Below are 22,070 nucleotides of genomic sequence, written 5' to 3' on the forward strand. Positions count from 1 at the left end.
TCTCGAACGCGGGACCGGTCGGTTCAGGATGGCGACTGGACGCCTCCCCCTCGGAGAGCAGCAAAATGCGACGGCTATATTGGTCCCCGGAGCGATCGGCCCTATATTGGATTTGTCCGGGTTCGCCCGGACTATGGCGATAAACGCGCTTGTAATAAGCGGACCGGACCCGGGTGCGATTCCCGGCGGCTCCACCAATCGCTCTCCGTTATTGGGGGAGATGCGGGGCCGACTAGCATCGACGGACGTGTAAAGAAGACTGCTTTCGCTCGTCCTGGCCCACCGTATCGGGCCATTTTCTAACTGCGAACGATAACTTCGCTGGAGAAGTCCGCCTCGCCGCGTAATGCGGTTCGGTTGATTTCGAATCTTAAGTCCTAGGGGTTCAGATCCCTGGGCGGGGCCCGGAGGGCGCCTGCCAACAGAAGCCCTCCACCTTGCCTTCAAGACGCGCCCTCCTCTTGCTAAAAAGGGATGGGCGGGGAGCCTGCCAACAGAATCCCCGGCGCTTAACTGCTTTCCCGTCTTTCGCCCGCCGACCTGCGCGGTTATCAGACACGTCACAGACGCTGAGGATACGATGGCGGAAGACACCCCCCCGGTCGACGAAATGCACTATGAGGCATTGGCCCAGGACGCGCTGCGTGGCGTGATCCGGTCCGCGCTCGAACGCGCCGCCAGCCCGAGCGGCATCCCCGGCGAGCACCATTTCTACATCACCTTCAAGACGCGCGGCCGCGGCGTCAGCGTGCCGCCCGACGTCCTTGCCAAATATCCGGACGAGATGACCATCGTCCTGCAGCACCAGTACTGGGACCTGGCGGTCGAGCACGACCTGTTCTCGGTGATGCTGAAGTTCGGCGGCATGCCCAAGGTGCTGACCGTGCCCTATAACGCCGTCACCCGTTTCTATGACCCGAGCGTGCAGTTCCTGCTCCAGTTCGAGGCGCCGGAGACGGTGCCGGAACCCGTGGCGATCATGACGCCTGAGCCGACCCGGCCGGCGACGGTCACGCCGGACGGCGAGGATTCGGGTCCGAAGGTCGTTTCGCTGGACCAGTTCCGCAAAAAATAGTCCGTGAACCCCGCTTGCGGGGCTTTCCAGTCGCGATAACGCCGATACTCTGACCCCCGTTCGAGCCTTCCTTGGGGGAGTGGGTTTTTGAGCGTGCGACGGATCGTGACAGCGATAATCGGCTTCGCCCTTCTGGCGATCGCCCTGCCCTGCGCCGCCCAGACCACGTCTCCGCCCGCCAGCCGTTTCGCAGGATGGGCCTCGGTCATCGTCGCCGCTGACTGGCGCGGGCATGGCCAGCCGATCCAGGCTTTCGACAATGCGCGCCGCGATCTGGTCGCCGGCTTCCTCAAGGCCGGGTTCAGCCGGGCCGACATGTATGACGCCAGCCTGAGGCCCGACGTCGCCCATCCGACCACGGCGACGGCCGCAGTCGAGGCGATCACCGCGACCACGGCGCGGGCGACACGCGGCTGCCTGATCTATTTCACCTCGCACGGCACGCCCCAGGGGATGGTGTTCGGGCCGGACCGGATGATCGCCCCGACGATGATGGCCCAGCTGGTGCGAAACTGGTGCCCCGACCGGCCGACGGTGCTGGTGGTCTCGGCTTGCTTCTCCGGCATCTTCGTCGACGGACTGGCGGCGCCGAACCGGATGATCATCACGGCCTCACGGCGGGACCGGACCTCGTTCGGCTGCGGCGCCGAGGCGACGTACCCTTATTTCGACGGCTGTATCATCGAGAGCCTGTCGACGGCCCCGGACTTCATCGCCCTGGCCAACGCCGCCCGCGCCTGCGTCAGGCGGCGCGAAGAGGCTGAAGACCTGACGCCGGCCTCCGAGCCCCAGGTCTCGATCGGCGCCAATATGCAGTTCCTGCTGCCGACGCTGAGGTTCACACCGCAGGCGCCGCCGGGTGGGGCGGCGGCAGCGACCGCTGCCGCGGCGGCTCATCCGGCGGGGTGAGGCCAGCTGGCGCCGCTGATTGACCGCGGCGAAGATCTGATTCAGGTGACTGGTAGATCGCTGAAATCGACCCGAAGCGAACGCCCTAAGGGTTATCGGTTCTTATAGATCTAGCGGCGCGAAATGTATCACAAACCGCAAAGCCAAAAGCGGCAAACATTAGCAGTGTAGAGAAGAAGATAAACAGCCCTTCCTTAGATGGCGCAAAATCGGCCCCTTCTATGGAAGCGACTGAGAGCACGATGAAAACTGTTCTTGGAACGGATACCCATCTATATCTTCGGTAGAAATTTCTCACATCAGTTTGGTTGGCCCACGGAAGAACCCCTACGCCGTAAGTCCTGATCATGCGGGGAATGGTTCTATCCGCGAGTATCAGAAACAAGAAAAATCCTAACGCTCGCACAGTTGCCTCAAAAACAATCAGAAATTGGCGACATCATAGGGCTGCTGTCCCACTACTGTTCAATCCTAGCCAACGTGCGATGTCTACTAACCACCCATAAAGGCCGTCCGTAAACTCCGTCTCTGAAAAGCCGTCGCCTTACCCCTTCCGCGGAAAACTCCGGATCGTGATCCGTTCGCGTTCGCCCTCGCGGCGTTCGACCAGGAGGCGGGCGACCTGGCTGTCGTCGTGGAAGAGATAGCCCTTGATGGCGTCCAGAAGGGCCTTGGCGAGGTTGTCGAGGTCCATCCAGGGCGGATCGCCGACGTGCTCCATGACGATCTCGACGACATAGTCGCCGTAGGACGGGCGCGAGGCCCATTCCTTGCGCATGAACTCATAGACCAGGGGCTTGTAGTATTTCGCCTGGGTGGTCAGGCCGTCGATGGTGATCTCGACGACGTCGCCGGTCTCACGCGCGCGCACCTTGCCGGTCCCGATCCAGCCCGCACTGTTTGGGCCGGAAGTCATGTCGTCGCCTTGTCCTGCATGAACCCCGTGCTACACCGCCCGGCATTCCTTCGCCACGCCTGAGAGCCTTGTCCGCGCATGACCAGCTTCCGCACCGAAACCGACACCTTCGGCCCGATCGAAGTCGATAATTCGAAATACTGGGGCGCCCAGGCGCAGCGGAGCCTCGGCAACTTCAAGATCGGCTGGGAGAAGCAGCCCCTGCCCGTCGTGCGCGCCCTGGGCATCGTCAAGCGCGCCGCCGCCGAGACCAATCAGGCGCTGGGCAAGCTGGACCCGAAACTGGCCGAGGCCATCATCGCCGCCGCCAATGAAGTGATCGAAGGCAAGCTGGACGATCACTTCCCGCTGGTGGTCTGGCAGACCGGGTCGGGCACCCAGTCGAACATGAACGCCAATGAGGTGATCAGTAACCGCGCCATCGAGATGCTGGGCGGCGAGATGGGCTCCAAGAAGCCGGTCCACCCCAACGACCACGTCAATATGAGCCAGTCGTCCAACGACACCTATCCCACGGCCATGCACGTCGCCTGCGCCGAACAGGTGGTCAAGGAACTGCTGCCGGCCCTGAAGCACCTGCACGCGGCCCTGAAGGCCAAGTCGGAAGCCTGGGCCCACATCATCAAGATCGGCCGGACCCACACCCAGGACGCCACCCCGCTGACGCTGGGCCAGGAGTTCGGCGGCTATACCCAGCAGGTCGAGAACGGCATCAAGCGCATCGAACAGACCCTGCCGGCCCTGATGGAGCTGGCCCAGGGCGGCACCGCGGTCGGCACCGGCCTGAACGCCCCGATCGGTTTCGCCGAGAAGGTCGCGGCCCAGATCGCCGCCATCACCGGCCTGCCCTTCACGACCGCCCCGAACAAGTTCGAGGCCCTGGCCGCCCATGACGCCATGGTCTTCTCGCACGGCGCCATCAACACGGTGGCCGCGTCGCTGTTCAAGATCGCCAACGACATCCGCTTCCTGGGCTCCGGCCCGCGCTCGGGTCTGGGCGAACTGGCCCTGCCGGAGAACGAGCCGGGCTCCTCGATCATGCCGGGCAAGGTCAATCCGACCCAGTGCGAGGCCCTGACCCAGGTCTGTGTGCAGATCTTCGGCAACAACGCCGCCCTGACCTTCGCCGGCTCGCAGGGGCATTTCGAGCTGAACGTTTACAACCCGGTGATGGCCTACAACTTCCTGCAGTCGGTGCGCCTGATGGCCGATGCGGCGATCAGCTTCACCGACAACTGCGTGGTCGGCATCGAGGCCCGCGAGGACAATATCGCGCGCGGCCTGAACAACTCGCTGATGCTGGTCACCGCCCTGAACGGCAAGCTGGGCTATGACATCTGCGCCAAGATCGCCAAGACCGCGCACAAGAACGGCACCACCCTGCGCCAGGAAGCCGTCGGCGGCGGCTATCTGACCGACGCCGAGTTCGACGAGGCCGTGCGCCCCGAGAAGATGATCTCGCCGGGCTGAGACCGGGCGACAATCTGAAGACCTCGACGGGGACCGGCCGATTTGGCGCGGTCCCCGTTTCGCATTCACGGGTTCTGACGCAAACCCGAACCGACCCTCGCGAGCCGCGATATGTCGCAGCGCCACACGCCTTGGTTGCTAAATCGACCCGTGATATGTGATCGCGGTCCACGCCCCGGCCGTGGCGCACACGGGAGCGATCGATGGCCACCGTCCGCGTCTTCTTTGCGACCAATCGCAACCACATCCCCGCCAAACAGACCTTCGGCGGCGCCTTCAACCCGGACGGGGTGGCGGCGCTGAGGTTCGGATATGCCGACTTCACCGCCGATCCGAAGAGCCCGGTGCGGCAGTCGCTGTTCGTCTATCCGGACAAGAAGGGCGTGCAGGACGTCGCCAAAACCGGCGGCGGCATGTTCATGAACGACCTGCGCGGGGTGATGGCGTCGGGGCCGAAGACGGACACCCTGGTCTTCATCCACGGGTTCAATGTGACCTTCGACGGCGCCCTGCAGGCCGGGGCCCTGCTGGCGCAAAGCCTGAAGGTCGAGGGCCGTCCGGTGAACATCGTCGTCTTCAGCTGGCCCTCGGACGGCAAGGCCGTGCCGCTGATGTCCTATTACAGCGACCGCGAGGACGCCCGGGTCACGGGCCCCGCCATCGCCCGCGCCTTCCTGAAATTCCGCGACTATGTGCTGGCGCTCAAGGACAGTGAATACTGCCAGCGCAGCGTCCACCTGCTGGTGCACAGCATGGGCGCCTATGTGCTGCGCAACGCCATTCAGGCGCTGATCGCCAAGGACGAGAAGAGCCTGACGCGGCTGTTCGACCAGATCCTGCTGGCCGCGCCCGACGAGGACGACGACACCTTCGAGCACGACGACAAGCTGCGCCTGCTGCCGCGTATCGGGCGGCAGGTGACGGTCTATTTCAACCCGCGCGACAAGGGGCTGCTGGTCTCGGACAAGACCAAGGCCAATCCGGACCGGCTGGGCTCCGACGGGCCGCGGATGATCGACCTGATCCCCAAGAAGATCGTCTGCGTCGATTGCCGCGTGGTGGCGGGCGACGCCGATCCCTTCGTCGAGCACAGCTATTATCTGCGCAGCAAGGCGATGGCGAAGGACATCTCCAATGTGCTGGCGGACCATGCGCTGGACGGCTTCCCCAACCGGGAATATGTGCCGCGCACCCGGGGCTGGCGCGTCAAGGCCGAGCCCGGCGAGACCCCGGCGCAGGTGCCGGAAGAATCCAACCCGCTCAATCCGCCATAGGGCCAGCCGTCACTTGTCGCGGATGGTTCGGCCGACGGGGGCGAGAGCCAGCTTGGCCAGTTCGAGGTCCTTGAGGGCGAACGGGATGCCGATGATGGAGACGAACTCGGCGACCGCGACGATCAGATGCGCCAGGGCGATGTACCAGCCGGCGAAGACGAACCAGATGATGTTCAGCGGCAGGCCGAGGCAGCCGCCGCCCGCCGGCAGCTCATCCTGCCAGACCACCTCTCGGCCGAAGGGCCAGAAGGAGTAGCTGGCGATCCGCCAGGCCGCGAAGGTCCACGGCAGGCCGACGATGGTCAGGGCCAGAATGGCGCCGCCCAGCAGCCAGAGCAGGCCGGAAATCCAGCCGCCGAAGATGAACCAGAGGATGTTTAGGATCAGTCGGATCATGATGATCCAATGCTGAAGCTGTGCGTTGCAGCAAGCAAGGGCCCGACCGCGTTTCCGTCGTGAATTCGCGGTAAGCCCGGTGTCTGAAAACCGCCTCTGGAAGGGCAATCCCGATGATACGCAGGACCGTTCTGGCCCTAACGCTGTTGAGCGCACTGATGCTGGCCGGGTGCGGGACCCTGGCGCGGCCGGAAGGGCCGCTGAGAATCGCGCCGGAATCCGTCATCCCCGTCGCCGATCCGCGCATCCGGTCGAACGACACCGCGAAACTTCAGGCCCTGGCCAATCTGATCGAAACACGGCTGAGCGCCCGGGACGGGCATGAGAGCATCCTCGCCCTGTCCGGCGGCGGGGCCAACGGCGCCTACGGCGCCGGGGTGATCGTCGGCTGGACCGAACGCGGCGACCGGCCGAGCTTCAACGTCGTCACGGGCGTCAGCACGGGGGCCTTGGCCGCCCCCTTCGCCTTCCTGGGCCCGGAGTGGGACGACGAACTGCGCGAGGCCTATGTCGGCGGCGGCACCACGGGCCTGCTCAGCGCCCGCACCTTCTCGGCTCTGCTGGGGCCCAGCCTGTTCAGCTCGCGCGTGCTGCGGGACCTGGTCGACAAGAACGTCACGCCGGAACTGCTGCGCGCCATCGCCGCCGAACACGCAAAGGGCCGCCGGCTGCTGGTCGCCACGACCGATCTGGACACCGAGGAGACGGTGATCTGGGACATGGGGGTGTTGGCGACGCAGGGTGATGAGAATGCGCTTCAGCTGTTCCGCGACGTGCTGGTGGCCTCGGCCAGCATCCCGGGCATCTTCCCGCCGGTCCTGATCGCCGGGATGACGCCGCAGGGTCAGGTGGTGCAGGACATGCACGTGGACGGCGGGGTCAACACGCCCTTCCTGGCCATTCCCGAAGACCTGCTGTTGTGGACCAACCCCAGCCCGCAGCGGGCCAACAGCGCCCTGTATGTGATCATCAATGGTCAGGTGGGCAGGAACACCGGCGTCACCCCGGGCCGGATCGACGGCATCCTGAGCCGGACCTTCGAGAGCATGAGCAAGTCGTCGCTGCGACTGTCGCTGGCGGCGACGGCGGCGTTCGGGGCGCGCAACGGCATGTCGGTGACCATGTCGTCGATCCCGGACAACATCACGGTCTCCAGCCTGAAGTTCGACACGGCCTCGATGCAGGCCCTGTTCGAGCTGGGCCGCAGCCGGGCGGTGAGCGGCGAGGCCTGGGCCTCGGTCAACCAGACGGGACGGCCCGAACCGCTGGTCGCGCCCCAGACCCTGCGCGAGGAAGAGATCCCCGAGGCGCTCGCGACGCCGCCGACGCCCGCAGCCCCGCCGGGAACGCCTGCTGCGGCGCCTCAGTCGACGTCACCAGAACCCTGATCCGGATAGAAAAAGGCCCCGCCGAATGACGGGGCCTTTCGTTCGGGGAGGCAGTGTCAGTCTAGTGGGGTTTCTCGGTCCAGCGGGCCTTGGCGTCGTCCTTGGTGACGTTCAGATGGACGTGCTCGTCGATGTGATCGACCCAGCTGACGGGGATCATATGGTGTTTGAAGCCGCCGGCGAGGTCGAGCTTGGCCAGTTCGATCTGGTCGCCGCTGACGTGGTCGACGCGGCCGACGTGGCCGCCGTCGGAGCCGACGACTTCGAGGTGTTCCTTGATGAGGGCGAGGTCTACCATGGGGGTTCTCCGTGCGAGATTGGGTTCGCCGTATCAACGCGACGGGGCCGGACGGGTTTCGCGGAACGACGCCCTATCCCGTTGATTTATCAAGCTTCACCGGAGGAACCTTTGGCCGAGATCATCAACCTGAACCGGGTGCGCAAGGCGAAGGCGAAGACGGACGACAAGGCCGTGGCGGCGGCCAACCGGGCGGCCCACGGCCGGACGAAGGGCGAGCGTCAGGCGGCGGAGACGGAACGGTCGAAGGTCTCACGGCTTCTCGATGGCGCGAAACGCGAGACCCCGGAGGACTGACAATGGGCGGATATGCTGCTGACCCCCGCACCCGTCTGGGCCTGATCTCGCTGCTGGCCGTGCGCCGGATCAAGGCCGAGAAGATGCGCCGCCTGAAGGCCGCCGCCGCAAGGACGCCGGAGCAGGTCGAGGCCGCGAAGGTCGCGGAGAAGAAGACGAAGCGCTCGGGCTGGTTCCGCTAGCCCGCTCGCCTAGGAGGCCTTCGGCGCCCGGGCCAGCAGGACCTGACCGGCGACGACCAGACCCACGCCCAGGAGCGCCGTCCAGCCGAAGCGCGCGCCCTCGAACACGACCGAGACCAGAAGCGCGATCGGAGGCGTCAGGGCGCCGATGTAGCTGGCGAGCGTATAGCCCCGGCTGCGTGCGACGCTGAAATAGATCACGAAGGCGATCACCGACCCGAACACCGACAGATAGAGCAGCGAGCCGAGATAGGCGGGCGTCAGGGCGATGGAGAAATGCACGCCGCTGATCAGGCCGAAGAGGGCGACGAGGGCCGCGCCATAGCCCATGGCCCAGGCGGTGGCCGGAATGACTTGAGACCCCGCCTGCTGGCCGCGCCAGGCGAACCAGTTGGCGATGGTCGAGACGGCGGCGGCGGCGACGGCAAGCGCGACGCCGAGGCCCGCTTGAGGTCCCAGTCGCGCGCCCAGCAGCTCTCCGCCCGAGAGGACGGCGACGCCGAGGGCGCCGAGCGAGGCGCCGATCCAGACGGCGCGGTGGGCGGTCTGTTTCTGCACCACCCGGAACAGGATCAGGTTCATCAGGGCCATGGAGGCGAAGGCCACGGCGACGATGCCCGAGGTGATCAGCCCCTCGGCCGTGTAGACGAAGGTGTAGCTTAGCGCGAAGGCGAAGGTCCCCTGCCCGGCCGCCGCCAGATGCTGGGTGCGGGTCAACCGGATCGACCGGCGCGTCACCAGACAGACGCCGAACAGGATCAGTGACGCCAGACCAAAGCGCCAGACGATGGAGGCGATCGGGTCGACGTGGCCCAGCTGGAAGGTGATGGCGAACCAGGTCGTGCCCCAGATCAGGGCGCACACCGCCACGCCCAGCACCGCGAGGGCGCCGGCGGAGGGTCTGCGCCAGAACGGCTTGGAAACGACGATCTCGGTCAAATCGGGCTCACGGGGAGATTGGACCTGTGCGATGAACGTCGGCGAGCGTCGCCGCAACCCGAATGTCGCCAGCGACCCACAAGCGGGCCTTATGAGGCGAAGGCCAGGGCCAGTTTGTCGGCCAGCTCGCCCGCCTTGAAAGGCTTGTGGACGATCCGGTCGTCGGAGGCGGCGGCCAGGGCCTCGGCATCGGCGTAACCCGTGGCGAACAGGATCGGCAAGGCCGGCCGGCGTCCCTGCATCTCGCGCGCGACATCGGCGCCGTTCATGCCGGGCATGGCGAAGTCGAGGATGACGGCCTGGATGTCCTCACGCTTGTCGAAGAGGTCCAGCGCCGCGCCGCCGCTGCCGGCCTCGACGACGATATAGCCGAGATCAGAGATGATGCCCGCCGTGACCTCGCGCACCGCCTCGTCGTCGTCGACGATCAGGACCACGATATCGTCAGCCGGGGCCATCCGGGAGACTGGAATGACGTTGGCTTCCGGGCTGGGCACCGCATGGGCGCGCGGCAGATAGACGTTGATCGTGGTGCCCTGGCCGACGACGGTGTCGATGGTGACGCCGCCACCCGACTGTTTGGCCAGACCGAAGACCTGGCTGAGGCCGAGGCCGGAGCCCTTGCCGACCGCCTTGGTGGTGAAGAAGGGCTCGAAGGCGCGGGCGAGGACCGCTTCCGTCATGCCGGAGCCATTGTCTGCGACCGAGACCCGTACATGTTCGCCGGCGGGCGGCTGTTCCGGGCGTTGCGGGGGCGGCATGGTGACATTGGCGGTGCCGACCTTCAGCGTGCCGCCCACGTCCATGGCGTCCCGGGCGTTGATCGCCAGGTTGAGGATGACCAGCTCGATCTGGGTCGGATCGATCATGGCGGTCCACAGGCCGTCGGCGAGTTCGGGCTCAAGGATATGAACGCTGCCGCCGATGGTGCTCTGGAGCAGGTCGCCCATGCTGCGGACCGTCTCGTTCAGGTCGACGGCGCGGGGCTCCAGCTTCTGACGGCGCGAGAAGGCCAGCATCTGGGCGGTCAGGGCGGCGCCGCGTCGCGACGCCTCGCCCATCATCGACAGGCGACGGGTGACGGACGGGTCGTCGGTGCGCTTCTGCAGCTGTTCGACATTGCCGAGGATGACGGTCAGCAGGTTGTTGAAGTCGTGCGCCACGCCGGAGGTCAGCTGGCCGACGGCCTCAAGCCGCTGGGCCTGACGCAGGGCGGTCTCGACCTTTTCCCGCTCGGCGATCTGGGCGGCGAGCTGGCGGTTGGCGGCCTCCAGCTCCTCGGTGCGTTCGGCGACGCGGCGTTCCAGAAGGGCCTCGCCGCGGCGGATTTCCTCGATCCGTTCGCGGGCTTCGTACTGGCGGCTGCGGCCACGCAGGGCGGTGCGGACCGCGCTGACGAGGGTCGTCGGATGAAACGGCCGTTCGAGGAAGCCCACGTTGCCGAGCGCCGACGACAGGCGCTGGGCGACCGGGTTGCGTTCCACGCTGCCGCCCCTCTGGGTCAGGATGAGGAAGGGGAAGTCCGACCATGACGGCTGGTCCGAAATCCAGCCGGACAGACCGGCCAGATCGGCCGATCGCAGCACGTCATCGACGATGACCGCGAGCCCGGCCCCCTCCTCCATACGCGCCACCAGATCGTCGAGGTCGCGGCACAACAGGGCCGGACAGCCGGCTTCCGTCAGGATCGCGACCGCAATTCCGCCATCGCGCCCCTTGGGGGCCAGAACGAGGGAGCGTTCGGAGAGGGCGCCGCCCACACTCATGTACAAGAACTCATGCGGCCGGTTCGCCCATCAGTCCCGCGCCCGGGCCGACGAAATTGGGAACGCCGCGGAGCACGCCCTGGAACCCGCTGAGGGGTTCGCCGAGGGTGAGACCGTCGTCGCCGATGTTGAACTCGCGGATGGTGTTCTCGTGCATGCCGGAGCGCTTCTTGATGACGGAGACCGCGCGCCGGACCGTGCCCATGGCCTCGAAATAGCGCAGCAGGATCACCGTGTCGGCAAGGTAGGTCACGTCGATCGGCGCCTTCATCTCCCCGACCAGCCCGTGCTGCGCCACCGTCAGGAAGGTCGAGGCCCCCTGGCGGTTAAGATACTGCAGCAGTTCGTGAATGTGCAGGACCAGAAACTGTTCCTGCGGCATGGCCGCCTGATAGCCGTTGAGGCTGTCGATGATCACGGTCTGGATGTTCTGGGACGAGACGCAGTTTCGGACACGGGACGCGAACTCGCCGGGCGACAGTTCGGCCGCGTCCACCTGTTCGATCACCAGCGAGCCGCCTTCCTCCATCGAGCGAAGGTCGATGCCGAGCTTGGTCATCCGGTCGTAGAGCAGACCAAGCTCCTCGTCGAAGATGAACAGGGCCGCCTTCTCGCCGCGGGCCACGGCGGCGACTGCGAAATTGATGGAGAACAGCGACTTGCCGGTGCCTGCGGGGCCAAGGATCAGGGCGCTGGAGCCGCGTTCGATGCCCCCGCCCAGCAGGGCGTCCAGCTCGCCGACGCCGCTGGACACCGGGGTGCGGGCGAAGGCCGTATGGTGTTCGGACGCGACGATACGGGGATAGACCTCAAGCCCGCCGGTCTTGATGGTGAAGTCGTGATAGCCGCCGCGGAAACGCCGGCCGCGATATTTGATGACCCGCACCCGGCGGCGTTCGGCGCCGTATTCAGGGGCCAGCTCCTGAAGCTGGATCACCCCGTGGGCGACGCTGTGCACGGTCTTGTCGTTGACGTCCGTGGTGAGGTCGTCGAGCAGCAGGACGGTGGCGCCGTGCTTGGAGAAATAGTGCTTCAACGCCAGGACCTGCCGGCGATAGCGCAGCGAGCTTTGGGCGAGGAGGCGGATTTCCGAGAGGCTGTCGATCACGACGCGCCTCGGTTTGTGGGTCTCCACCGCCTCGAAGATCATCCGGGTGGTCTCACCCAGTTCCAGATCGGAGGAATAGAGAAGGCTTTGCTGCTGCTGCTCGTCGAGCAGGCTTTCGGGCGGGACCAGCTCGAAGATGTCCACGCCGTCGAGCGTCCACTCGTGCGACACAGCCGTTCCGCGAAGTTCTTCCTCGGTCTCCGACAGGGTGATGTAGAGGCCGGCTTCTCCGAGCCTGGCGCCCTCCAGCAGGAATCGCATGGCCGCCGTGGTCTTGCCCGTGCCGGGCGCGCCTTCCAGCAGATAGACCCGTCCGCGTTCCAGTCCGCCGACGAGTATGTCGTCGAGACCCTCGATGCCGAAGCCTGCGTCGAGCGTAGTGGCCTCTGTCGTCATTCCGGTGTGCGTCCTGTATTTCCAGCTGAGCCATAACGCCCGGCCCGGAACTTGGTTACACGGACTCAAAAAAAGGGAAAGAACGCCAGCGTACACAACAGGTTGAGAAGTCCGGCTTTGGCGGACGGGTCCTTTTCCAGGGATATTGCAGACACCGCCGACGCGGCGCAGAAGGCCGCGTGGAGGTCACGTAGATGGATCAGGACAGGAAACGGCAAATCCTCGCCGCCGAGGCCGCGTTCGCGAAGAAGGACCAGCTGGCCAAGGCCCTGGCCGAGGGCGGAGTCTATGTGTTGGGCAAGCTGACCGGGCCGGGATCGGACGTCGAGATCGAGCGCAAGCCTCTGCCGGTCAGTCCGGAGACGACTGGTCCCGAAACGGCGCCGAAGCCCGACGGCGAATGATCACGCAGCCCTGAGCTTGAGCCCGGCCTTCTTCGCCTCGGGCACGGCGGCGTAGACGCTGGCCGGGCGGATGCCGAGGCGGGCGCGGGCGGCGTCGAGGGGCTCGGCGAACAGGGCGTCGTAGTCGAGGCCCGGCAGCCAGCGGGCGGCGCGGCCGTTGCGCCAGGCCTGGAAAGCGGCCTTGCGGGCCGGGATGTCGCGGGCCTCGCGCTGGATCTCGCGCGCCGCGCCCCAGCCGATGAAGGCGAAGCCGAGGTTGCGGGTCTGGCCATAGGAGAAGGAGACGACGCAGGCCTCGCCCAGCGCGTCGGTGCCGTAACCCGTCAGCACGTGCCAGATGTCATGGACGTCGCGCAGGCGGCGCGAATACCAGACGATCGGATGTTCGGCGTCGACGAAGGGGATGACCTCGCGCTCGGCGTCGGCGAGACCGTCGGCGGTGAAGCCGCGGGCCTCGCGGAAGGCGCGGTAGCCGGCGCCGACCGTGCCCGGGCCGAACTGCGACAGCCAGACCGGATCATCGAGTTTCGCGGCCAGCTCCTCGGCGAGGAAGGCCTGACGCCCGCCCTCGACCGAGCGCAGCATCCGGTTATAGCCGCGCGCCACCGAGCGGCCGGACAGGGCGCGCATGATCTCGAACACCTGGGCGGTGTCCTCCTTGTCGCGGATCAGCTTCTGGAAGGCGCGGAACGCCGTCAGGGGCCGCATCTTCTGCGGGCGGACGCGGTCGAAATCGTCGGCACAGGCGGCGTTCGTCATGAGCGGTTCCGGCAAGAGACGCTGAATGTCGCGGAGCCTATTCTAGAGGAGATGAGGCCGGGTTAACATGGTCGTTCGACAGCCCTCCCCCGCTGGACATCCCCATGTTGAAGAAGCGCTCCGTCGTCCTGTCCGGCCATGCCACCTCGGTGGCGCTGGAGCCCGAGTTCTGGGTGGTTCTGGACGCCTTCGCCGAAGAGCGCGGCCAGAGCCATGCAGGCTTCCTGGCCTGGGTGGACGAGACGCGCGGACGCCGCCCCCTGGCCTCGGCCTGCCGGATACTGGCGCTGGAATTCGCGTCCGGAAAACACCGTTTGACAACGCCATAGGCGAGCGCATTCTCCCGAAAAGAGCCCGGAAGGCTCTTGAGGAAACACCATGCAATTCGACAAGTCCCTGCTGCCTCCGGCCGTGTTCGGCGGGCTGATCGCCATTGGCCTGATCGGGGCCGGGCTGTTCATCGGTCAGGGGGTGGTCAACGCCCGCGTCGGCGATCGACAGGTGACGGTGCGCGGCGTGTCCGAGCGCAATGTGACCGGCGACCTGGCCGTGCTGTCCCTGCGCTTCACCGCCGCCGGAGACGAACTGCCGTCGGCCCAGGCCAAGATCGACAACGACCTCAATCTGGTCCGCAACTTCCTCAAGGCTCAGGGTTATGGCGACGACGTCGTGACGCTCGGCCGGCTGGAGGTCACCGACACCAAGAGCCGGGAATACGTCTCAAGCGAAGCCGTGCCTCACTATATCCTCGCCCAGAGCGTTCTGGTGCGGACGACCGATGTGAACCGGATCGCGGCGACCGGGCGGGCGCTGAACGAGCTGGTGCGTCAAGGCGTGGTGCTGGACTTCACGCCGCCGACGTATGTCTTCACGAAGCTCAATGACGTGAGACCCGCCATGATCGCGGAGGCGACCGCTTCGGCCCGCACGGGCGCGGAGCAGTTCGCCAAGGATTCGAAGACCCCGCTGGGCGGCATCCGTCAGGCGACGCAGGGGTCGTTCGAAATCCTGGCCCGCGACGACATCGGCGACGAGACCTCCTCGCTGAACAAGAAGGTCCGCGTCGTGACGACGGTCACCTATCAGCTGAAATAATCAGCCGAAGGCCTTGATTGTAGATCAGTTCGTCTGCGGCGACGGGGCGTCGGGCAGTTTCGGCGCCTCGACCTTGGGCAGGTTGACGTCGACATCGACCTTCTTGGTCTGCTCCATGCCGCCGCGGGCGAAGACGAACCAGGCAATCACCGCCACCACGACCAGAAGGCCACCGACGACGAAGGCGAGGCCGGCGTTGCCGCCGCCGCTGGAGTTGGCTGTGTTCTCGGCCATTGTGTAGTCCCTTCCGTTATCCCTGTGGCGATGAGAACGGCGTGCGGTCACAGGCGGTTCCCGAACGGTAACCATGGCTCCCGTCACGCACGGGACTGACTTTGGGCGCCGTACTCCCTATGTTCCCCCGATCCGCCCTGCTTCGAGTCGTCTGTTGTCCGATCTGCCCACGCCCAAAATCTCCGATCTCGCCCGTTCGCGCGGCCCGAATGGCGTGCCCGAGGTCCAGGACTATCTGGCCGGGCTGAACACCGAGCAGCGGCTGGCGGTCGAGACAACCGAGGGGCCGGTGCTGGTGCTGGCGGGCGCGGGCACGGGCAAGACCAAGGTCCTGACCACCCGGCTGGCCCACATCCTCAAGCTGGGCAAGGCCCGGCCGTGGGAGCTGCTGGTCGTCACCTTCACCAACAAGGCCGCGCGCGAGATGCGCGAACGGATCACCCATCTGATCGGCCCCTCCGCCGAGGGGCTGCGCTGGCTGGGCACCTTCCACTCGGTGGCGGCCCAGATCCTGAGGCGGCACGCCGAGCTGGTGGGGCTGAAGTCCAGCTTCACCATCCTGGACACCGACGATCAGGAGCGGCTGCTGAAGCAGCTGCTGGAGGCCGCCAATCTCGACACAAAGCGCTGGACGCCCAAGTCGCTGGCCAACCTGATCGACCACTGGAAGAATCGCGGCTGGACGCCCGAGAAGCTGCCGACGACCGAGGACTTCGCCAACGGCAAGGGGCAGGCCCTGTACGCCGCCTATCAGTCGCGGCTGGCCACCCTGAACGCCTGCGACTTCGGCGACCTGTTGCTGCACAACCTGACGATTTTGTCGAAACACGCGGATATCGCTCAGGAATATCGCGACCGGTTCCGCTACATTCTGGTCGACGAATATCAGGACACCAATGTCGCCCAGTATCTGTGGCTGCGGCTGCTGACCTCCTCGACGGGCAATGTCTGCTGCGTCGGCGACGACGATCAGTCGATCTATGGCTGGCGCGGGGCCGAGGTGGACAACATCCTGCGCTTCGAGAAAGACTTTCCGGGCGCGAGGATCGTCAAGCTGGAGCGCAACTACCGCTCCACCAGCCACATCCTCGGGGCCGCCTCGGGCCTGATCGCCTCGAACCGCGACCGGCTGGGCAAGACCCTTTGGACCGAGGATACGACCGGCGACAAGGTCCGGGTGCGCGGCGTCTGGGACGGCGAGGCCGAGAGCCGGCTGATCGCCGACGAGATCGAGACCGCACGCAAGACAGGCATGAAATACAAGGACATGGCCGTCCTTGTTCGCGCGTCGTTTCAAATGCGGGCGTTCGAGGAACGCTTCGTCATGCTGGCCATCCCCTACACCGTCATCGGCGGGCCCCGCTTCTTCGAACGGGCGGAGATCCGTGACGCCCATGCCTATCTGCGCCTGATCCAGTCCGAGGACGACGACCTGGCCTTCGAGCGGATCGTCAACACGCCCAAGCGCGGCATCGGCGACACCTCGGTCCAGAAGATTCTGCAGATCGCCCGGCATGAGGGCGTCTCTGCGATCACGGCGGTCCGCGCCCTGATCGGGTCCGATGAACTGCAGGCCCGGACGCGCACCGCCCTGTCCAATTTCGTGCGTGATCTGGACCGCTGGCGCGACTTCGCCCGCGACAGCCGCCACTGGGACCTGACCGAGATGGTGCTCGAGGAGAGCGGCTATACGGACATGCAGAAGGCCGACCGGGTCACCGGCCAGACGCGGCTGGATAACCTGAAGGAACTGGTTCAGGCGATGCAGCAGTTCGAAACGCTGCAGGCCTATCTGGAGCATGTGTCGCTGGTCATGGACCTCGACAAGGGCGCGGGCGAGGACTCGGTCCAGATCATGACCCTGCACGGCGCCAAGGGGCTGGAGTTCCCGCTGGTCTTCCTGCCGGGCTGGGAGGAAGGCGTCTTCCCCTCGCAGCGCTCGATCGACGAGAAGGGCGAGAAGGGCCTCGAGGAGGAACGGCGCCTGGCCTATGTCGGCGTCACCCGGGCCAAGTCGGACGCGCGGATTTCCTTCGCCGCCAACCGTCAGGTCTATGGCCGCTGGACCTCGCAACTGCCCAGCCGCTTTGTCGACGAACTGCCCATCGCCCACGTCGAGGCCGAGAGCGACACCGGCTATTACGGCGCCTCGGGCGGGATGAAGGAGGCCAGGTCGCGCTGGGATGACGCCCCGTCGTTCGGCAGCGGATACTCCTCGCCCGGCTGGAAGCGGGCCCAGTCGTTCACGGCCAGCCAGACACCGCGTTCGGCCCAGGCCCGCCACGCGGTGATCGAGGGCGACGGCCGTCTGGTCGCCACCGCCGATCCGAAAGCGGGGTCGAAGTGGAAGCGCGGCGAGCGGGTCTTCCACCAGAAGTTCGGCTACGGCAACGTCCAGCAGATCGAGGGCAACAAGCTGCTCGTCGACTTCGAAAAGGCCGGCGAGAAACGGGTCATCGACAGCTTCGTGGAGAAGGCGGGGTAGACCGCCCTCCCCGTCCGCGGGATCAGGCTGCCCGCAGACTGATCGTCTCCCAGCCCGCCACAGCGATCAGCACCGCCGTCGTCAGGGCGGCGAGGATCAGGGGCGTGACGAACGGCACGGCGAACCACAGCGCCGCCAACGCCACGCAGCCGGCCACGCGCGGGATCGACCAGCGTTCGAAGATGGCCAGCTTGGCGAGCAGGCCGCCGATCATGAACAGCAGCGGCCCGCCGATCAGGACGGCGGCGACAGCGGGCTCGACGTGGCCGGTGGGGTGGACCAGCGACAGCTCGTCGCCGACGGCGGTGACGATGATCCCCGCCACGATCAGGATCGGGCAGTAGGTATAGGCGCGGCGGGCCAGTGTGCCGGGATCGTCGGCTTTCGAAATCACCTCGGAGGCCGCGTCATGGGCGGCGCTGAAATAGATCCACCACATGGCCAGGGTCCCGACGAAGGCGACGGCGGCGGCGGCGATGACCTCGGGCGTCCAGGTCGCCTCGGCGAAGGTGGCGCCGGTGATCAGCAGGGATTCGCCTAGGCAGATGATGACGAACAGGCCGACCCGCTCGGCCATATGGCCGCCCTCGACGGTCCATTCGGCGGTGTTGGCCTTCCCCAGACCCGGGACGCGGTAGAACATGGCCGGTGAGATGTATTCGATGAACAGGGCCGCCAGCCACAGGCCGACGCGCAGCTGGCCCTCCATCAGGCCGCCGGCGATCCAGAAGACACCGGAGAACATCTGCCAGATGATGATGCGCTGGAAATTGCGCTTCAGCATGGCGTCGTTGCGCGCCGCGAACAGCATGAAGCCGCTGCGGACCATCGACGTGGCGACGAAGGCGACGGCGAACCACAGCCCCTTCTCGCCGAAGGCCTCGGGCAATGAGGTCGACATCAGCAGGCCCAGCCCCATCAGGACGAACAGGGCGATACGGACGGGCACACGCTCCGGATCGGCCCAGTTGGTGACCCAGCTGGTGTAGATCCACGACCACCAGACCGCCGCCGCCATCATGGCCGCGTGCAGCGCGCCCTCCCAGGTCAGGTGGTGCAGGAGGCTGTGCGAGATCTGGGTGACGGCGAAGACGAAGACCAGGTCGAAGAAGAGTTCGACGAAACCGACGCGGGCGTGATGGCCATCGCGCGTCCTGAGCAGGCTATCCGTCATCCAGTCCCCCAAATCCCAACGGTTCGTTAAGCACGAACGGCGACCCTGCCGCCGTGACCTTTATCCGTCCAGAGCCTGATTCAAGCGAGGCCTCTCCCCCGTGGTGGGAGCAGGCTGCGGTGATCTTTGTCATCGTCATGCTGACGGGCGCCCTGATCGGCCCGGTCTTCGCCCCGCTGCAGGAGGAGACGCCGATCCTGAGGCTGATCTGGCTGCCGGTCTATGCGGTGATCACCGCCCTGCTCTGCTGGCGCGCCGACAAGGTGATCAACGCCTGGCCGACGCTGATCATTCTCGGCCTGCTGATCCTGCACGCCTATGCCTCGAAATACTGGTCGATCGATCCGGGCGTGACCTCGCGGCGGACCATCGCCATGGCCTTCTCCAGCGTCTTCGCCATCTATCTGGGGGCGGTGTTCAAGGGGCCGCAGTTGCCGCGCGTCCTGATGCTGTCCGGTCTGCTGATGGGCGTCGGCAGCCTGATCATGGTCTTCGCCTTTCCGCGCATCGGGGTGCACCAGTTCGACAACGCCGGCCTGTGGCGCGGCCTCTGGTATGAGAAGAACCAGATGGGCGTCGTCATGGTCGCAGGCGCGATCGCCGCCGCCGCCTGTCTGGCGCTGGAGGAACAGCGCACGAAGATGGCCTGGGCGAGCTTCGGGATTACCGTCCTGCTGGTGCTGGCGACCCAGTCCAAGACCTCACTGCTGTGTCTGGTCATCGGCGTCGGCATCGTCGGGACCCTGTGGGCGATGAAGAAGGGCGGGCCGGCCCTGACGGTGATCGGCGTCTGGTTCGGCGTCGTCCTGTTCGGCCTGATCGCCTATGTCTTCATCACCGAGCCCGCCGTAGTGCTGAAGGCCCTGGGCAAGGACCCGTCCCTGACCGGCCGGACCGACATCTGGACCGCCCTGATGCGCGAAGTCGCCGAGCGGCCGTGGACGGGCTTCGGCTATCAGGCCTTCTGGGGGCGGGAGAGCATTCCCGCCGCCTGGATCCGAGCCGAGACCCAGTGGCCCGTGCCCTCGGCGCACAACGGCTGGATCGACCTGCTGATCCAGCTGGGCTGGCCAGGCGCCATCGCGGTGGGGGCGACGGTGCTGGTCGCCTTTCTGACCACCCTGTTCCAGATCCCCGGACGGGGCGACCGCGAGGGCTATTTCGGCATCGCCTATTTCGCCGTCTTCCTGATGCTGAGCCTGTCGGAAAGCGTGCTGCTGACCAACGCCAACCTGCCCTGGACCTTGCTGCTGGCCATACTGACGCGCGGGCTGATGACGGGCGAAGGCGCAGTGATCCCCAGAAGCCGCGTGAAGCTTGCTCCAAACGCCGCCGGGGCCTACCTGACGCGGTCCCGAATCGCCTCACAGTACGCCCATGGCTCCCGCCGATCTGTTCTCCTTCGATGACGACCAACCGCAGCCGCCCAAGCCGGCCGCTGCTCCCGCGCCCACGCCCCCGGTTTCTCCGGTAGTGGCGAGCGAACCCGCGCCCGAACCGGTCGCGGCTCCGAAGCCGACCCTGCCGCCGGCGCCGCCCGCCGTGGCCGGCAACTATTCGGCCTCCTCGATCGAGGTGCTGGAAGGGCTGGAACCCGTCCGCAAACGCCCCGGCATGTATATCGGCGGCACCGACGAGCGGGCCCTGCACCACTTGTTCGCCGAAGTCCTCGACAACGCGATGGACGAGGCCGTGGCCCGCCACGCCAAGCTGATCACCGTCGACCTCGACGCCGACGGCGTTCTGTCGGTCAAGGACGACGGGCGCGGCATCCCGGTCGACCCGCACCCCAAACACCCGGGCAAGTCGGCGCTGGAAGTCGTCATGACCGTGCTGCACTCGGGCGGCAAATTCTCGGGCAAGGCCTATGAGACCTCGGGCGGCCTGCACGGCGTCGGCGTCTCGGTCGTCAACGCCCTGTCGGACATCCTCGACGTCACCGTCTGGCGCGACGGCTTTGAATGGAAGCAGTCCTTCTCGCGCGGCATCCCGCTGGGCCCCATCGCCCAGATCCAGCCGTCGAAGAAGAAGGGCACCCTGATCCGCTTCCATCCGGATCACGAGATCTTTGGCGTGGGGGCGGCCTTCAAGCCCGCGCGCCTGTTCCGCATGGCGCGGTCCAAGGCCTATCTGTTCCGCGGCGTCGAGATCAAATGGACCTGCGCGCCCGAGCGGATCACCGACGCGACCCCGACCAGCGCCCTGCTCCACTTCCCCGGCGGTCTGGCCGACGCCCTGGCCGAGCGCGTGGGCGAACTGGAAACCGTCACCCCGGCCTTCGCCGGCCGGGTCGAGCGCAAGGGCGAGGCGGGCGCGGTCGAATGGGCCGTGACCTGGTCGCCGATCGGCTTCGGCGAGGCCGACGGCTTCGTCCAGTCCTATTGTAATACCGTCTCGACGCCCGACGGCGGCACCCACGAGGCCGGCTTCCGCGCGGCCCTGGTGAAGGGCCTCAAGGCCTATGGCGAACTGACCAACGAGAAGCGCGCGGTCCAGATCACCGCCGAGGACGTGATCGCCAACGCCGGCGCCCTGATCTCGGTCTTCATCCGCAATCCGGAATTCCAGGGTCAGACCAAGGATCGTCTGTCGTCGCCCGAGGGCCAGCGGCTGGTCGAACAGCTGCTGCGCGACCCGATCGACCACTGGCTGACCGAGAGCCCCAAACAGGCCAACACCCTGCTGGGCTTCGTCATCGACCGGGCCGAGGACCGTCTGCGGCGCCGCAAGGACAAGGACGTCCAGCGCGCCGCCGCGACCCGCAAGCTGCGCCTGCCCGGCAAGCTGTCTGACTGTTCGCGCCAGTCGGCCAACGGCACCGAACTGTTCATCGTCGAGGGCGACTCGGCCGGCGGCTCGGCCAAACAGGCGCGCGACCGCACGACCCAGGCCATCCTGCCCCTGCGCGGCAAGATCCTGAACGTCGCCTCGGCGACCGCCGACAAGCTGCGTCAGAACATCGAACTGTCGGACCTGACCCTGGCGCTCGGCGTCACGCCCGGACCGCGTTTCGACATCGAACAGCTGCGTTACGAGCGCATCGTCATCATGACGGACGCCGACGTCGACGGCGCCCACATCGCGGCCCTGCTGATCACCTTCTTCTATCGCTCCATGCCCGAGGTGATCCGTCAGGGTCGGCTCTATATGGCCCTGCCGCCGCTGTACCGGATCAGCGCAGGGCCGCTGTCGGAATACGCCCGCGACGACGCCCACCGCGACGAGCTGATGGCGACCGTCTTCAAGAACAAGAAGACCGAGGTCGGCCGGTTCAAGGGTCTGGGCGAGATGATGGCCTCCCAGCTGAAGGAGACCACCATGGATCCGAAGAAGCGCACCCTGGCCCGCGTCACCGTCCCCGAAAGTGAGGACGATATCGAGGATCTGGTCGAGCGTCTGATGGGCAAGAAGGCCGAGGCCCGCTTCCGCTTCATCCAGGACAACGCCCAGTTCGCGGTGGCTGATCTGGACGTGTGAGGCTAGGCTCCTCCCGTTCACCGGGAGG

The 22,070-nt window shown here is 66.3% G+C and carries 22 protein-coding genes and 1 other RNA gene; 14 read left to right on the forward strand and 9 right to left on the reverse strand.

Annotation, left to right across the window (positions count from 1 at the left end; genetic code table 11):
- Positions 1–75 precede the first annotated feature (75 nt).
- The 3 genes from ssrA (at position 76) to AC07U0_RS11150 (ending at position 1,984) form a co-directional block, all read left to right on the forward strand.
- Positions 76–437, forward strand: a transfer-messenger RNA (tmRNA) gene (gene ssrA / locus AC07U0_RS11140).
- 143 nt (positions 438–580) lie between these two features.
- Complete coding sequence (locus tag AC07U0_RS11145) at positions 581–1,075, forward strand: SspB family protein (RefSeq protein WP_494720078.1); 495 nt, start codon at positions 581–583, stop codon at positions 1,073–1,075.
- A 105-nt stretch (positions 1,076–1,180) separates the two neighbouring features.
- A complete protein-coding gene (locus tag AC07U0_RS11150; protein WP_494720079.1) occupies positions 1,181–1,984 on the forward strand; it encodes a C13 family peptidase in 804 nt (267 codons plus the stop codon).
- A 544-nt stretch (positions 1,985–2,528) separates the two neighbouring features.
- Here AC07U0_RS11150 and AC07U0_RS11155 read toward each other — a convergent pair.
- Complete coding sequence (locus AC07U0_RS11155) at positions 2,529–2,900, reverse strand: RusA family crossover junction endodeoxyribonuclease (protein ID WP_494720080.1); 372 nt, start codon at positions 2,898–2,900, stop codon at positions 2,529–2,531.
- 78 nt (positions 2,901–2,978) lie between these two features.
- Between AC07U0_RS11155 and fumC the strand changes: the two genes are divergently transcribed.
- A complete protein-coding gene (gene fumC, locus AC07U0_RS11160; protein WP_494720081.1) occupies positions 2,979–4,370 on the forward strand; it encodes a class II fumarate hydratase in 1,392 nt (463 codons plus the stop codon).
- 203 nt (positions 4,371–4,573) lie between these two features.
- Positions 4,574–5,644, forward strand: coding sequence for an alpha/beta hydrolase (locus AC07U0_RS11165; protein WP_494720082.1), 1,071 nt, complete (start codon positions 4,574–4,576; stop codon positions 5,642–5,644).
- Positions 5,645–5,653: 9 nt separating this feature from the next.
- On the opposite strand, the gene AC07U0_RS11170 is transcribed toward AC07U0_RS11165, so the two are convergent.
- Positions 5,654–6,040 (reverse strand): YccF domain-containing protein, encoded by a 387-nt coding sequence (locus AC07U0_RS11170; RefSeq protein WP_494720083.1) that lies wholly within the window; start codon positions 6,038–6,040, stop codon positions 5,654–5,656.
- Positions 6,041–6,153: 113 nt separating this feature from the next.
- On the opposite strand from AC07U0_RS11170, the gene AC07U0_RS11175 reads away from it, so the two are divergent.
- Positions 6,154–7,428, forward strand: a complete 1,275-nt coding sequence (locus AC07U0_RS11175) for a patatin-like phospholipase family protein (RefSeq protein ID WP_494720084.1) — start codon at positions 6,154–6,156, stop codon at positions 7,426–7,428.
- Between the two features lie 61 nt (positions 7,429–7,489).
- Here AC07U0_RS11175 and AC07U0_RS11180 read toward each other — a convergent pair whose 3' ends face one another.
- The gene (locus AC07U0_RS11180; RefSeq protein ID WP_492032674.1) at positions 7,490–7,726 is read right to left on the reverse strand and encodes a DUF2171 domain-containing protein; all 237 of its coding nucleotides are present in this window, start codon (positions 7,724–7,726) and stop codon (positions 7,490–7,492) included.
- A 111-nt stretch (positions 7,727–7,837) separates the two neighbouring features.
- Between AC07U0_RS11180 and AC07U0_RS11185 the strand changes: the two genes are divergently transcribed.
- Together AC07U0_RS11185 and AC07U0_RS11190 are read left to right on the forward strand one after the other, a co-directional pair.
- A complete protein-coding gene (locus tag AC07U0_RS11185) occupies positions 7,838–8,023 on the forward strand; it encodes a DUF4169 family protein (RefSeq protein WP_494720085.1) in 186 nt (61 codons plus the stop codon).
- A 2-nt stretch (positions 8,024–8,025) separates the two neighbouring features.
- Positions 8,026–8,205 carry a hypothetical protein gene (locus AC07U0_RS11190; RefSeq protein WP_494720086.1) on the forward strand — a complete coding sequence of 60 codons (180 nt, stop codon included), beginning with the start codon at positions 8,026–8,028 and terminating at the stop codon, positions 8,203–8,205.
- A gap of 9 nt (positions 8,206–8,214) precedes the next feature.
- Here AC07U0_RS11190 and AC07U0_RS11195 read toward each other — a convergent pair whose 3' ends face one another.
- The 3 genes from AC07U0_RS11195 to AC07U0_RS11205 form a co-directional block, all read right to left on the reverse strand.
- Entirely contained in the window at positions 8,215–9,144 is a 930-nt protein-coding gene (locus AC07U0_RS11195; protein ID WP_494720087.1) for a DMT family transporter, read from the reverse strand.
- An 89-nt stretch (positions 9,145–9,233) separates the two neighbouring features.
- Complete coding sequence (locus AC07U0_RS11200) at positions 9,234–10,910, reverse strand: response regulator (protein WP_494720088.1); 1,677 nt, start codon at positions 10,908–10,910, stop codon at positions 9,234–9,236.
- Between the two features lie 10 nt (positions 10,911–10,920).
- Positions 10,921–12,414: an ATPase domain-containing protein gene (locus tag AC07U0_RS11205; protein WP_494720089.1), complete on the reverse strand. Its 1,494-nt coding sequence runs from the start codon at positions 12,412–12,414 to the stop codon at positions 10,921–10,923.
- Positions 12,415–12,608: 194 nt separating this feature from the next.
- Here AC07U0_RS11205 and AC07U0_RS11210 point away from each other — a divergent pair, with 194 nt between their 5' ends.
- Positions 12,609–12,818 carry a hypothetical protein gene (locus AC07U0_RS11210; protein ID WP_494720090.1) on the forward strand — a complete coding sequence of 70 codons (210 nt, stop codon included), beginning with the start codon at positions 12,609–12,611 and terminating at the stop codon, positions 12,816–12,818.
- Here AC07U0_RS11210 and AC07U0_RS11215 read toward each other — a convergent pair whose 3' ends face one another.
- Positions 12,819–13,577 (reverse strand): Coq4 family protein, encoded by a 759-nt coding sequence (locus AC07U0_RS11215; RefSeq protein WP_494720091.1) that lies wholly within the window; start codon positions 13,575–13,577, stop codon positions 12,819–12,821.
- A 104-nt stretch (positions 13,578–13,681) separates the two neighbouring features.
- On the opposite strand from AC07U0_RS11215, the gene AC07U0_RS11220 reads away from it, so the two are divergent.
- Entirely contained in the window at positions 13,682–13,906 is a 225-nt protein-coding gene (locus tag AC07U0_RS11220) for a ribbon-helix-helix domain-containing protein (protein WP_494720092.1), read from the forward strand.
- Positions 13,907–13,955: 49 nt separating this feature from the next.
- A complete protein-coding gene (locus AC07U0_RS11225; protein WP_494720093.1) occupies positions 13,956–14,672 on the forward strand; it encodes an SIMPL domain-containing protein in 717 nt (238 codons plus the stop codon).
- Between the two features lie 24 nt (positions 14,673–14,696).
- Here AC07U0_RS11225 and AC07U0_RS11230 read toward each other — a convergent pair whose 3' ends face one another.
- Positions 14,697–14,906 (reverse strand): hypothetical protein, encoded by a 210-nt coding sequence (locus AC07U0_RS11230; RefSeq protein ID WP_494720094.1) that lies wholly within the window; start codon positions 14,904–14,906, stop codon positions 14,697–14,699.
- A 154-nt stretch (positions 14,907–15,060) separates the two neighbouring features.
- Between AC07U0_RS11230 and AC07U0_RS11235 the strand changes: the two genes are divergently transcribed.
- Complete coding sequence (locus AC07U0_RS11235) at positions 15,061–17,391, forward strand: ATP-dependent helicase (RefSeq protein ID WP_494720095.1); 2,331 nt, start codon at positions 15,061–15,063, stop codon at positions 17,389–17,391.
- A 22-nt stretch (positions 17,392–17,413) separates the two neighbouring features.
- On the opposite strand, the gene AC07U0_RS11240 is transcribed toward AC07U0_RS11235, so the two are convergent.
- Complete coding sequence (locus AC07U0_RS11240) at positions 17,414–18,565, reverse strand: low temperature requirement protein A (protein WP_494720096.1); 1,152 nt, start codon at positions 18,563–18,565, stop codon at positions 17,414–17,416.
- Between the two features lie 119 nt (positions 18,566–18,684).
- On the opposite strand from AC07U0_RS11240, the gene AC07U0_RS11245 reads away from it, so the two are divergent.
- Together AC07U0_RS11245 and parE are read left to right on the forward strand one after the other, a co-directional pair.
- A complete protein-coding gene (locus AC07U0_RS11245) occupies positions 18,685–19,974 on the forward strand; it encodes an O-antigen ligase family protein (RefSeq protein WP_494720097.1) in 1,290 nt (429 codons plus the stop codon).
- Positions 19,943–22,042, forward strand: a complete 2,100-nt coding sequence (parE, locus tag AC07U0_RS11250) for a DNA topoisomerase IV subunit B (RefSeq protein WP_494720098.1) — start codon at positions 19,943–19,945, stop codon at positions 22,040–22,042. The genes AC07U0_RS11245 and parE overlap by 32 nt, the downstream gene beginning before the upstream one ends.
- Positions 22,043–22,070: the final 28 nt, after the last annotated feature.

The sequence above is a fragment of the Brevundimonas sp. GW821-FHT02A10 genome (genome assembly GCF_059422025.1).